Annotated in this window: 10 protein-coding genes; 3 read left to right on the top strand and 7 right to left on the bottom strand. The window is 69.6% G+C overall.

Features of this window, described 5'->3' with window-relative positions; genetic code table 11:
* Nucleotides 1-2: 2 nt before the first annotated feature.
* The gene (locus tag M8C13_RS20890) at nt 3-986 is read left to right on the top strand and encodes an ABC transporter substrate-binding protein (RefSeq protein WP_252482330.1); all 984 of its coding nucleotides are present in this window, start codon (nt 3-5) and stop codon (nt 984-986) included.
* On the opposite strand, the gene M8C13_RS20885 is transcribed toward M8C13_RS20890, so the two are convergent.
* The 5 genes from M8C13_RS20885 to M8C13_RS20865 form a co-directional block, all read right to left on the bottom strand.
* A complete protein-coding gene (locus M8C13_RS20885) occupies nt 979-2,487 on the bottom strand; it encodes a tripartite tricarboxylate transporter permease (protein ID WP_374213111.1) in 1,509 nt (502 codons plus the stop codon). The genes M8C13_RS20890 and M8C13_RS20885 overlap by 8 nt on opposite strands.
* Nucleotides 2,488-2,535: 48 nt before the next feature.
* On the bottom strand, nt 2,536-3,501 hold the full coding sequence (locus M8C13_RS20880) for a tripartite tricarboxylate transporter substrate binding protein (protein ID WP_252482329.1): 966 nt from the start codon (nt 3,499-3,501) through the stop codon (nt 2,536-2,538).
* Nucleotides 3,502-3,581: 80 nt separating this feature from the next.
* On the bottom strand, nt 3,582-5,096 hold the full coding sequence (locus tag M8C13_RS20875) for a tripartite tricarboxylate transporter permease (RefSeq protein WP_252482328.1): 1,515 nt from the start codon (nt 5,094-5,096) through the stop codon (nt 3,582-3,584).
* On the bottom strand, nt 5,093-5,635 hold the full coding sequence (locus M8C13_RS20870) for a tripartite tricarboxylate transporter TctB family protein (RefSeq protein ID WP_252482327.1): 543 nt from the start codon (nt 5,633-5,635) through the stop codon (nt 5,093-5,095). Before M8C13_RS20870 ends, M8C13_RS20875 begins: the two co-directional genes overlap by 4 nt.
* Complete coding sequence (locus M8C13_RS20865) at nt 5,632-6,582, bottom strand: tripartite tricarboxylate transporter substrate binding protein (protein WP_252482326.1); 951 nt, start codon at nt 6,580-6,582, stop codon at nt 5,632-5,634. Before M8C13_RS20865 ends, M8C13_RS20870 begins: the two co-directional genes overlap by 4 nt.
* Before the next feature lie 293 nt (nt 6,583-6,875).
* On the opposite strand from M8C13_RS20865, the gene M8C13_RS20860 reads away from it, so the two are divergent.
* A complete protein-coding gene (locus tag M8C13_RS20860; protein ID WP_252482325.1) occupies nt 6,876-8,537 on the top strand; it encodes a DNA repair helicase XPB in 1,662 nt (553 codons plus the stop codon).
* Here M8C13_RS20860 and M8C13_RS20855 read toward each other — a convergent pair.
* Nucleotides 8,530-9,189 (bottom strand): glycoside hydrolase family 75 protein, encoded by a 660-nt coding sequence (locus tag M8C13_RS20855; RefSeq protein WP_252482324.1) that lies wholly within the window; start codon nt 9,187-9,189, stop codon nt 8,530-8,532. The two genes, M8C13_RS20860 and M8C13_RS20855, sit on opposite strands and share 8 nt — an antisense overlap.
* 187 nt (nt 9,190-9,376) lie before the next feature.
* On the opposite strand from M8C13_RS20855, the gene M8C13_RS20850 reads away from it, so the two are divergent.
* Nucleotides 9,377-11,026 carry a hypothetical protein gene (locus M8C13_RS20850; RefSeq protein WP_252482323.1) on the top strand — a complete coding sequence of 550 codons (1,650 nt, stop codon included), beginning with the start codon at nt 9,377-9,379 and terminating at the stop codon, nt 11,024-11,026.
* On the opposite strand, the gene M8C13_RS20845 is transcribed toward M8C13_RS20850, so the two are convergent.
* A complete protein-coding gene (locus M8C13_RS20845; protein ID WP_252482322.1) occupies nt 11,023-12,000 on the bottom strand; it encodes a S9 family peptidase in 978 nt (325 codons plus the stop codon). The genes M8C13_RS20850 and M8C13_RS20845 overlap by 4 nt on opposite strands.
* Nucleotides 12,001-12,051 lie beyond the last annotated feature (51 nt).

Raw genomic sequence — 12,051 nt, 5'->3', positions numbered from 1 at the left:
CGATGGCGAACAAGACACTGCGCCGCAGCGTGGCAGTGGTGCTGAGCACGGTGATGGTGGCGGTCACGGCGAGCTGCTCGCTGTTCGGCGGCGGCGGCGCCGGCGCCAAGCCGGTGCTGGAGAAGACCACCCTGCGAGTCGGCTTCCTGCCGCTGGTGGACGTGGCGCCGCTGTTCATGGCCAAGGAGGACGGCAAGTTCTCCGCCATCGGCCTCAACGTCGACACGATCAGCATGAACTCCGAGAAGGAGGCGATGGCGGCCCTGAACAACGGGACCATCGACATCGCCTTCGCCAGCCACGTGACCTTCTTCAAGGCCGCGGCCGAGGGCGCGGAGCTGCAGTTGCAGGGTGAGGCGTACCAGGCGGGCACCAACACGATGGCCCTGGTCACGCTGAAGAACTCCACCTTCACCGCGCTCAACCGCGGGAACTCCCGGCCGACCATCGGCGTGGACTCCACCGACAGCATCGGTGCGCTGACCACCAAGACCGTGTTCAAGGCGGCCGGGGTGAACGAGGTCAAGCTGGAGCAGGTCGAGTTCGGCAAGATGGAGTCCGCGCTGCTCACCGGCAAGGTCGAGGCGGCCTGGATGGTGGAGCCGCACCTGACCAGGGTGCAGAAGCAGATCGGCGCGGTCGTGCTCAGCGACACCGCCCGCGGCGGCACCCTGGACTTCCCGATGTCCGGCTACGCGGCCACCCGGCGCGCGGCCGAGGAGAGCCCGAAGACCTTCGCCGCCTTCCGCCAGGTGCTCAGCGAGGCCCAGCTGCTCGGCACCAACCACCTCAAGGTGCAGGAAGTGCTGATCAAGTACGCCACCCTGGACCCGCAGACCGCGGCCCTGGTGGCGGTGGGCACCTTCCCGGTGTCGATCAACCCGGTCCGGCTGCAGCGGGTGGCGGACATGATGGAGAGCAACAAGCTGCTCAACACCCGCCTGGACGTGCTCCAGCTGCTGCCGCCGTCAGCGCCGGTCAACTAGTCGTGACCGGCCGGGCGCGCAGCGCCCTGAGGCCGCGCAGCAGCAGCGGGGACAGCATGCTCAGCAGGGCCAGCCCGAGCACGATCTTGGCGAACGGGCTGGCCAGCAGCGTGGCCGGATCACCCTGGCTGACCTGCAACGCCTTGCGCAGGTTCTCCTCCGCGATCGGCCCGAGCACCAGCCCGAGGATCGCCGGCAGCACCGGCCAGCCGTAGCGCCGCATGGCCAGCCCCAGCACGCCGAGGGCCAGCAGCACCAGCAGCCCCGAGTACTGCTGGCTGCCCGCGTAGGCCCCGAGCGAGGCGCAGACCAGGATGCCCGCGTACAGGTACGGCCTCGGGATGCGCAGGATCTTCACCCAGATGCCGACCAGTGGCAGGTTCAGGACAAGAAGCATCACGTTGCCCAGGTACAGCGAGGCGATCAGCGTCCAGACCAGCAGCGGCTGGCTCTGGAACAGCAGCGGGCCCGGCTCGATGCTGTAGCTGCCGAAGGCGGCCAGCATCACCGCGGCGGTGGCCGAGGTGGGCAGGCCCAGGGTGAGCAGCGGGACCAGCATGCCGGCCGCGCCCGCGTTGTTCGCCGCCTCCGGCCCGGCCACGCCCTCGATCGCGCCCTTGCCGAACTCCTCCGGCTTCTTCGCCAGCTTCTTCTCCACCGCGTAGGACAGGAAGGTGGAGATCACCGGGCCGCCCGCGGGCACCGCGCCGAGCGGGAAGCCCAGCGCCGCGCCGCGCAGCCAGGGCTTCCAGGACCGCTTCAGATCCTCCTTGGGCAGCCACCAGACCCGGTTGACCGGGATCACCTCCGGCGCCCCGTGGCGCAGCCTGGCGGCGGTGTAGAGGGCCTCCCCGACGGCGAACAGGCCGACCGCGGCGATCACCAGGTCGACGCCGTTGACCAGTTCGCCGATGCCGAGGGTGAAGCGCTCCTGGCTGGACATCGGGTCCAGGCCGACCAGTCCGAGCACCAGCCCGAGGGCCAGGCTGGCGAAACCGCGGATCGCGCTGCCGCCGAGCATGGTGGCCACCGTGCAGAAGGCCAGCACGGTCAGCGCGAAGTAGTCCGCCGAGGTCAGGTGCACCGCCCAGTCCGCGACCTGCGGGGCCAGCAGGGCCAGCAGCACGGTGCCGATGGTGCCGGCCACGAACGAGCCGAGGGCGGCAGTGGCCAGCGCCTGTGCCCCCCGGCCCGCCCGGGCCATCTTGTTGCCCTCCAGCGCGGTGATCACCGACGCCGACTCGCCAGGGGTGTTGAGCAGGATGGAGGTGGTGGAACCGCCGTACATCCCGCCGTAGAGCACCCCGGCGAACATGATCAGCGCGGCCGCGGGCGGCACCGAGTAGGTGATCGGCAGCAGCAGGGCGACGGTCATCGCCGGGCCGATGCCCGGCAACACCCCGACCAGCGTCCCCAGTAGCACGCCCCCCAGGGCGAACAGCAGGTTCTCCACGGTGACCGCGGCCGCGAACCCCTGCATGACGTAGTCGAACGTGCTCAATTCCCCGCCTCTGCCGTGCGTGTGCGTGTGTTGCCAGGTTTTGGGTGGCTATGCCAGGCCGATCTCGGTGAGCACCTTCTTCGCCGCCGCGCTCTCCGACTCGATGTAGCTGTCGAAGTCCGGGCCGGCCAGGAAAGCGTCTTCCCAGTCCTTGTCCCGCAGCATCTGCTGCCAGGCCTGGCTGTCCTTCAGCTTGGTGAACATGTTCACCAGGTCGGTCTTGGCGCTGCCGGCCAGGTCCGGCGTGCCGACCACGCCACGCCAGTTGACGTAGGAGATCGGCACCCCTTGCTCCTTCAACGTTTTAACCTCAGGCAGCAGCTTTGACCGCTTGTCGCCGGACACCGCGAGGGCGCGCAGGTTTCCGGCTTTCACCTGTTCGGCGTATTCGGAGACACCGGAGATGCCCGCCTTCGCCTCGCCGGAGAGCAGCTTGGCCACCGACTCGCCGCCACCGCCCTGGTTCGGCAGGAAGTTGACCACCTTGGGGTCGATGCCGACCTCGTCGGCGATCAGCCCGGACAGGATGTGGTCCACGTCGGCCACCACGCCACCGGTGACCACGGTGCCCTTGGCGTCCTGCTTCCAGCCGGTCAGGAAGTCCTGCAGGTTGGTGTACGGGGACTTGGCCGGCACCACCAGCGCCATGCTCTCGCTGGTCAGCCGGGCCAGCGGGGTGGTGTTCTTGAGCGTCTTGCTGGACTTGGAGTTGATCACGCTGGCCACCATGACCTTGCCCATGACCATGAGCACCTTCTCGTTGCGCTCACCGGTCAGCTGGTTCAGCCCGGTGATGCCGTTGGCCCCGGCCACGTTGAACACCTCGGTCCCGGTGGCCAGGTTGTCGCGTTGCAGCACGTTGCGCACCGCCTCCGCGGTCTGGTGCCAGCCACCACCGGCCTTGGCGGGCACCATCAGGCGCAAGCCCTCCATCGGCGCACCGGGCGCCGCGTTGCCGCCGTTTCCGCACCCGGCCACCAGTGCGGCGGCCATCAGCAGGGCGCCGGCCGCCATCATTCCTCGTTGAACACGCATGGCGAGCAACCAACCACAACCAGCGATTGCACGATAGGACGTTGGAAAAGAACCAACTTTCAAGATACTGATGTGGGTTCCCGCAGTTTGGCTCTGTTCCGCACCGCTGCCCGGGTCCGGAGTACCAGGGGCACCCCCACCGCGAGGACGGCCGCGCCGAGCACCACGATGGAGAACGGGGTGTGCACCAGCGCGCCCACCTCGCCCTGGCTGATCTGCAGCGCCTTGCGCAGGTTGGTCTCGGCCACCGGACCGAGGATCAACCCGAGGATGGCCGGCGCCACCGGCCAGCCGTAGCGCCGCATGACGAAGCCGAGCAGCCCGATGCCGGCCAGCACGACCAGGCCCTGCCAGGCGCTGCTGGCCGCGTAGGCGCCCAGCGAGGCGCAGAGCAGGATGCCCGCGTACAGGTACGGCCGGGGAACTCGCAAGATCTTCACCCAGAGCCCGGCCAGCGGCAGGTTCAGCACCAGCAGCAGCACGTTGCCCACGTACAGCGAGGCGATCAGCGTCCACACCAGCACCGGCTCGGTCTCGAACAGCAGCGGGCCGGGCTGGATGTTGTAGCTGGTGAACGCGGCCAGCATGATCGCCGCGGTGGCCGAGGTGGGCAGGCCGAGGGTGAGCAGCGGGACCAGCACCCCGGCCGCGGCCGCGTTGTTGGCCGCCTCCGGCCCGGCCACGCCCTCGATCGCGCCCTTGCCGAACTCCTCCGGCCGCTTGGTCAGCTTCTTCTCCACCGCGTAGGACAGGAACGTGGTCACGTCCGCCCCGCCGGCCGGCACCGCGCCGATCGGGAAGCCGATCAGGGTGCCGCGCAGCCAGGGCCGCCAGGACCGCTTCAGGTCCTCCCTGGGCAGCCACCAGACCTTGTTCACCGGGATCAGCTGCGGCACCCCGTGCCGCATCCTGGAGGCCACGTACAGCGCCTCGCCGACGGCGAACAGGCCGACCGCGGCCACCACCACCGGCACCCCGCGGGAGAGCTCGTCCACGCCGAAGTCGAACCGGCTCTGCCCGGTCTGCGACTCGGTGCCGATCAGCCCGAGGAACAGCCCGAGCGCGAGCGCGGCCACCCCGCGCAGCGGCGAGGCGCCCAGCATCGCCGAGACGGTGCAGAAGGCCAGCACGGTCAGCGCGAAGTAGTCCGCCGAGGTGAGCTTGATGGCCCACTCCGCGATCTGCGGGGCGAGCAGGGACAGCAGCAGGGTGCCGATGGTGCCCGCGACGAAGGAGCCGATGGCCGCGGTGGCCAGCGCCTGCGCGCCCCGGCCCGCCCTGGCCATCTTGTTGCCCTCCAGGGCGGTGATGATCGAGGCGGACTCACCGGGGGTGTTGAGCAGGATCGAGGTGGTGGAGCCGCCGTACATGCCGCCGTAGTAGATGCCGGCGAACATGATCAGCGCGGCGGCCGGCGGCACCAGGTAGGTGATCGGCAGCAGCAGGGCCACCGTCATCGCCGGGCCGATCCCGGGCAGCACCCCGACCAGCGTGCCCAGCAGCACGCCGAGCAGCGCGAACAGCAGGTTCTCCACGGCCAGGGCGCTCTCGAAGCCCTGGAGCAGCGCGCTCACCCGAGCAGGCCCTGCAACGGGCCGCCGGGCAGGTAGGCGCCGAGGCCGAAGACGAACACCGCCCACAGCGCCAGGGCCAGGGCCAGCGCGCTGACCACGATCACCCACCAGCGGCGGGCGCCCAGGATCACCGCGGTGCCCGCGAACAGCAGCGCGGCGGCCAGCGGCCAGCCGATCGGCTCGATCAGCACCGCGTGCCCGGCGAAGAGCCCGACCAGCAGCAGCACCGCGCGCTTGTCACTGCGCTGGCTGAGGTCGATGTCCTCGCCCTCCTCCGGCGGGGCGGCCTGGCCGCGCAGCACCTGCACGGTGAGCAGCACCGCGACCCCGACCAGCAGGCCGCCGATGAGGTAGGGGAACAGCCGGGGCCCGGCCACCGCGGCGGCCGGCGGGACCATGATCGTCGGAGTCTCGACCAGGACGTAGACGCCCAGGCCGCCGAGCAGTGCGGTCAGCAGCAGCTCACCGCTGACGCGGGCTCGGCCGCCCCGGTTTCCGGGACGGCCGAGTGCCGAGCTGTGGTCGGTGCTGGTGGTCACTTGATCCCGCCGATTTCGGCGAGCATCTTCTTCACCCGTGCCTCGTCCTCGTCGATGAACTTGGCGAAGTCCGCGCCGGTGGCCCAGGCGTCCTCCCAGTCCTTGGCCTTCAGCGTCTGCTTCCACGCCTCGCTGTTGCGCATCTTGGTGACCATGTCGACCAGGGTCTGCTTGGCGCCATCGGACAGGCCGGGGCGGGCCACCACGCCGCGCCAGTTCAGGTAGGAGATGGGCACGCCCTGCTCCTTGAGCGTCTTGGTGTCGGGCAGCAGCGTGGAGCGCTTGTCACCGCTGACCGCGATCGCGCGCAGCTTGCCGGACTTGACGTGCTCGGAGAACTCCGACACCCCGGAGATACCCGCCTTGACCTCGCCGGAGAGCAGCTTGGCCACCGCCTCGCCACCACCGGAGTTGGCCACGTAGTTCACCTGACCGGGGTCGATGCCGACCTCGTCGGCGACCAGTCCGGCCAGGATCTGGTCCGCGCCGCCCGCCGAGCCGCCGGTGATCACGGTGCCCTTGGGGTCCTGCTTCCAGGTGGTCAGGAAGTCCTGCAGGTTGATCTCGGTCTGGGCGGCCGGCACCACGATGACCAGCGCCTCGCCGGTGAGCTTGGCGATCGGCGTGGTGTCCTTGAGCGTTTTGTCCGACTTCGCGTTCAGAATGCCGCCGACCATGACCTGACCCATGATCATCAGCAGCTTGTCGTCCTTCTCGCCGGCCATCTGCTTGAGGCCGGTGACCCCGCCCGCGCCCTCCACGTTGAACACCTGCGCGCCGGTGGCCAGCTTCTCCTTGAGCAGCACGTCCTGCATGGCCTGCGCGGACTGGTGCCAGCCACCGCCCGGCTTGGCCGGCGCCATCAGGCGCAGCCCCGTGACCGGCTGGTTCGCCCCGCCACTGGTGCCCCCGGTACATCCGGCGAGCAGGGTGGCGACCGTGGTCACGACACCGGCGGCGATTAACCGCCGTCGCGGAATCTGGCGAAGCATTCGGGGGTCCTTCCTCCATGGAGGGAAGTTGCATGGGTGGAAGCGCGTTCCATTTACCCAGTGATGTGCTGGGCGGAACGGGCAGCATTCCAGCACATCAGCGCCCTATACCACTACCGCCGAACGCGAAGAAGTGTCGGAAGTTCTCTGAAGCGCACCCGTACGACCTGCCCGAACGAACTTGACTTCCGGGGTCACTACCCTGGAAGGCCAGGAAACCGCCACCAGGCCCAGGAGCCCGATACCCCGTGACCGACGGACCCCTCATCGTCCAGTCCGACAAGACCCTGCTGCTAGAGGTCGACCACGAGCTGGCCGACGAGGCACGCATCGCGATCGCGCCGTTCGCCGAGCTGGAGCGCGCGCCCGAGCACGTGCACACCTACCGGGTGACCCCGCTGGCGCTGTGGAACGCGCGCGCCGCCGGGCACGACGCCGAGCAGGTGGTGGACGCGCTGGTCCGCTACTCGCGCTACTCGGTGCCGCAGCCGCTGCTGGTGGACGTGGTGGACACCATGGGCCGCTTCGGCCGGCTACAGCTGGCCAACCACCCCGTGCACGGCCTCGTCATGTCCACTGTGGACCGGGCCGTGCTGGAGGAGGTGCTGCGCAACAAGAAGATCGCGCCGATGCTGGGCGACCGGCTGGACCCGGACACCGTGGTGGTGCACCCCAGCCAGCGCGGCCACCTCAAGCAGCTGCTGCTCAAGGCGGGCTGGCCGGCCGAGGACCTGGCCGGCTACGTCGACGGCGAGGCGCACCCGATCGCGCTGGCCGAGAACGGCTGGACCCTGCGCGACTACCAGCGGCACGCCGCGCAGGCGTTCTGGGCGGGCGGCTCCGGCGTGATCGTGCTGCCCTGCGGCGCGGGCAAGACGCTGGTCGGCGCGGCCGCGATGGCGCAGGCACAGGCGACCACGCTGATCCTGGTCACCAACACGGTGGCCGGTCGGCAGTGGAAGCGGGAGCTGGTCGCGCGCACCTCGCTGACCGAGGACGAGATCGGCGAGTACTCGGGCGAGCGCAAGGAGGTCCGCCCGGTCACCATCGCCACCTACCAGGTGATCACCCGCAAGACCAAGGGCGAGTACCGGCACCTGGAGCTGTTCGACTCCAGGGACTGGGGCCTGATCGTCTACGACGAGGTGCACCTGCTGCCGGCCCCGGTGTTCCGGATGACCGCCGACCTGCAGTCCCGCCGCCGCCTCGGCCTGACCGCGACCCTGGTCCGCGAGGACGGCCGGGAGGGCGACGTGTTCTCCCTGATCGGCCCGAAGCGCTACGACGCGCCGTGGCGGGACATCGAGGCGCAGGGCTGGATCGCGCCCGCGGAGTGCGTCGAGGTCCGGGTCACCATGACCGAGAACGAGCGCCTCCAGTACGCCACCGCCGAGCCGGAGGAGCGCTACAAGATGTGCTCCACCGCCCGCACCAAGGCCCCGGTGGTCCGCGCCATCCTGGACCGCCACCCGGACGAGCCCACCCTGGTCATCGGCGCCTACCTGGACCAGCTCGACGAGCTCGGCGAGGCCCTCAACGCCCCGGTCATCCAGGGCTCCACCAGGAACAAGGAGCGCGAGGCCCTCTTCGACGCCTTCCGCAAGGGCGAGATCCGCACCCTGGTCGTGTCCAAGGTGGCCAACTTCTCCATCGACCTGCCCGAGGCCTCGGTCGCGGTGCAGGTCTCCGGCACCTTCGGCTCCCGCCAGGAAGAGGCCCAGCGACTGGGCAGGTTGTTGCGCCCCAAGGGAGATGGTCGCCAGGCGCACTTCTACTCGGTGGTGGCCAGGGACAGCCTGGACACCGACTACGCGGCGCACCGGCAGCGGTTCCTGGCCGAGCAGGGGTACGCGTACCGGATCGTGGACGCGGACGACCTGCTCGGCCCGGCACTACCGGAGATCAGCTGACCAACGCGGTCGCGGCCTGCTGCCCGAGGCGGACCGCGGTCGCGTTGTGCTCGATCGGACTGGCCTTCACCCCGGGGAACACCACGAAGTCGACCACGGCCCCACTCACGCCCCCGGTGCTCGGATGCGGGTTGATGCCGAGCTGCCGCGCCATGCCGTAGGAGGCCTCACCGATGATCGCCTTCGGCCCGAGGTCCCCCACCACCCCGTAGACCACCTTGTCCTTGTACACCGCGACCGCCACCGTGCCCCCGGTGATCCCGGAGTCGCGGTAGTTCCAGGTCGGACTGGCCAGCGGCACCACGATGAAGGGCAGCGTCTCGGCGTTGAGCGGCCTGCCGTCGGACTGATTGAAGGCGGTCGCGTTCTGCCAGTAGGGATCGGTGCTGGCATTGCACTTGGCGGTGCGCTGCCCGTCGCAGTCGATGTCCAGGTCGGCCCGCCAGTGCACGGCCTTGCGGGTGGCACAGACCGGCACGGTCCGCGCTCCCCCGGCGTCGTGGGCGTACTTGCCGTTGGAGACCTGCTTGGTGCAGGCGGCCACGGCGGCTTTGAGCTGGGCGGCGGTTGGCGGGGCGGCTTGAGCGGCCAGGGCGGGGGTGACCGGGGTGAGGGCTAGGGCGGCGGCGAGCGCGAGCAGGGCTGTGCGCATGATGACCTCCAGGCAGGGACTGGCAATCACTAACCACTTCAGCCTGAAGATGGTTACCGGTTCACAAGCGAGTCGGCAAGGGCCCGGCTTCAGCTTTGGTGAACCCGAAAAAAAATCCGGGGGGCCTGGCCATTTCGGCGAGGACCCCCCGTAGGTGAACCCAACTATACCCGCTAACCTCAATCCCGTGCAACCGGCAAACCCCGAATACGCCCAGCACGTCCTCGCCCGCCTCACCGACTTCTGCCGAGTGGACGGCGTGCTGTGGACAAGAAGACTCTGGGACATCGGTTCGATCTTGACCCTGGAGGAGCTGTGGGAATCAGCGAGTTGGCAGTCCAGGAAGGTGATCTCCGGCAGCGCCCTTGATTGGCAGCGGCACCAGCTCGCCTGCCTGATCGGTCCCGATCTCGGCATGGGCGACAAGGCACTGCGCCGCGAACTGGTCCAGCTGCTCGGCTCGGAAGACCTGACCGATCCCGGCCCTGGTCACCGGCAACTCCGGGTGCTCATCGACCACGCGCGAGATGGCTACCTGGACCGATGGGCCGACCGGGTGGCCGAGGGGACTCCGGTGAAGCCCGAGCGGCTGGCCAGGACACTGGCCGCGCACCTGCTCGACCTCGGCTACACCGCACAGTTCCTGACCGCGCATTGGTTGTCCGGGTTGCGTTCGAAAAATACCCACACTGAGGCGATTATTGCCAGTGCAGCCGGACTTGCGCGCATCCCGCCACGAAACTTTCACGTTCTGCTGTCACTAAGCTCGGTCCCTGCCCGGTCGATCGCGGAAAACACTCCAGATTGGCTGAATAATTCAGAAGTAGCCAGCTGGTTGAAGAAGGAAGGACACTCGACCAGCGGGGTCCGCTCCCAAGGTGGATTCCTCTACCGGGTCTCCGCACGGGATCCGTATGGCGCCGCCGACAAGGTCAGGGAGATGTTCGAACGCATGGTCGCGCGCTCGTTCTTCTCCCGCCGGGACCGCGGCGGGATCGCGGCCTCCCCCGTGCTGTGGGTCAGCGGCCATCCCGAGCCGCTGCCCCTGGCCGGCCCGGCCCGGCACGCCGACGTGCTCTCGCTCGCCCAGCAGGGGCAGCTCTACGACGTCGCCCGGCCGCGCAACCCGGTCGACGACGCCTTGGAACTGGCCGCGACGGTGAACCAGGCTGGGTCCTCCGGCACCGCGCTGGCCGGGGCGTGGGCCGCAGTCGAGTCGCTGCTGTGCCACCCCGGCGATCCGGTCCCGGCCGGCGAGCGCAGCGGCAAGGCGGTAGCCGCGGATCGGCTGGCCGCGATCGTCGCCTGCTCTTGGCCACGGGCGGAGCTGACCACGCTGGTGCGACGGCATGGTCGCAAGGACGAGCAGGATGAGCTGTCCCGGCGCCGGGACGCCTGCACCACCAGCCGGGCACAGGCCCAGGTCCTGCTCGCCGAGATCACCAGGAACGGCGCGGCCAACCTGCGCTTCCACGGCCGGACGCGGTACAGCGACCGGGTGGTGGCCCGGCTGCTGGCGGAGTGCGTGGCCGAACCGAAGCGGGTGGTCGGTGAGCTGACCTCGGTCGTGCGCATCACGCTCCGGCGGCTGTACCGGGCACGCAACATCGTGCTGCACGGTGGCTCCACCACCGGCGTGGCCCTGGACGCGACCCTGCGCACGGCCGCGCCGTTGCTGGGGGCCGGGCTCGACCGGATCGCGCATGCCTACTTCGGATCCGGGCTGGGTCCGCTGGACCTGGCTGCTCGGGCGAAGCTGAGTCTCTCGCTGGTGGGGGACGAGACCGGACTGTCGCTGGTGGACCTGTTGCGGAAGCCGGGGGCGGAGGCGGCTTAACCGAGGTCGCGCAGGAACTGCTGTTGGTCGTCCAGGAAGCCGGTGGCGAACAGGGCGCGGGGCGCGAAGAGGGCGGTCAGGGTGAGCTTGAGGTCGGAGCGTTCGATGGTGTCCTTGACCAGGGAGTGGGCCGCGTCGGGGTAGTGCTTGACCTGGAGTGCGCCGCCTTCGGCGAGGGCTGTTCGGTAGCCGCGTTCGGTGTCGGCGGTGTCCACGTTGCGGTCGTGGCCTGCCAGGGTGAGCAGCACCGGCACGCCGCGCAGGGCGGGCAGGTCGGGGGTGGCGTCGGCGGTGTGGTTCTTGGTGATGAAGCGCCAGCGGTCGGGGGTCATGCCGTGTGTTTCGCCGCCCATGGCGCGGGTGTAGTCGTCGAAGCTCGCCTGGGTGGCCAGTAGGCGGCGGGTGGTGTCGCTTCTGGTGAGCTGGGCCTCGGTGGGGTTGCCCGCCAGCAGGTGGAAGCGGCCCTGCTGGAGCCAGTTGATCGCGGGTGAGACGGCCAGCACGAAGCGCACCGGGGTCCGGGCGACGACCTTGGGCAGCACCCAGCCCGCCTGGCTGGCGCCCCACAGGCCGATGCGGTCGCCGTCGATGTCGGGGCGGGCTCGGGCCCAGGCGATGGCTGCGACGGCTTCCTCGGCGCGGTCGGTCATGGACTGGTCCAGCCAGTTTCCGGGGGCGTTCGCGACGCCGGGTTTGTGCCAGGACAGGGTGGCGTAGCCGGCCTTGGCGTTGGCCTCCCAGATCGGGCGGTAGCCGCCCTCGTGGGTGGCGTCGACCGGGCCGTCGCCGTGCAGGTGCACCACCAGGCCGTGGCGGGTGCCGGTCGTGGGCGTGGCCAGCACGCCGTGCAGCAGGTGGCCGCCGTGGTTGATCGTGACGGACTGCTCGTTCAGGTCGTAGGAGTGTTGCCAGAGCAGCACACCGCCCAGCCCCAGGACCAAGACCAGGACTGTGACCAGCACTGTGACTCGCATGGCGGCGAAACTATCACGTCCAGAACGATCGTTGAGGCTGTGATAGTTTTT

It is taken from the genome of Crossiella sp. SN42, from assembly GCF_023897065.1.
Lineage (GTDB): Bacteria > Actinomycetota > Actinomycetes > Mycobacteriales > Pseudonocardiaceae > Crossiella.
The sequence above is the reverse complement of the archived record's forward strand: the minus strand, read 5'-3'. Positions and strand labels throughout refer to the sequence as shown.

Bases quoted from the DNA above. Each gene is read 5' to 3' on its own strand.
- M8C13_RS20855 (WP_252482324.1), bottom strand. From the start codon at position 9,189: ATGCGCACAGCCCTGCTCGCGCTCGCCGCCGCCCTAGCCCTCACCCCG.
- M8C13_RS20890 (WP_252482330.1), top strand. From the start codon at position 3: ATGGCGAACAAGACACTGCGCCGCAGCGTGGCAGTGGTGCTGAGCACG.
- M8C13_RS20845 (WP_252482322.1), bottom strand. From the start codon at position 12,000: ATGCGAGTCACAGTGCTGGTCACAGTCCTGGTCTTGGTCCTGGGGCTG.
- M8C13_RS20880 (WP_252482329.1), bottom strand. From the start codon at position 3,501: ATGGCGGCCGGCGCCCTGCTGATGGCCGCCGCACTGGTGGCCGGGTGC.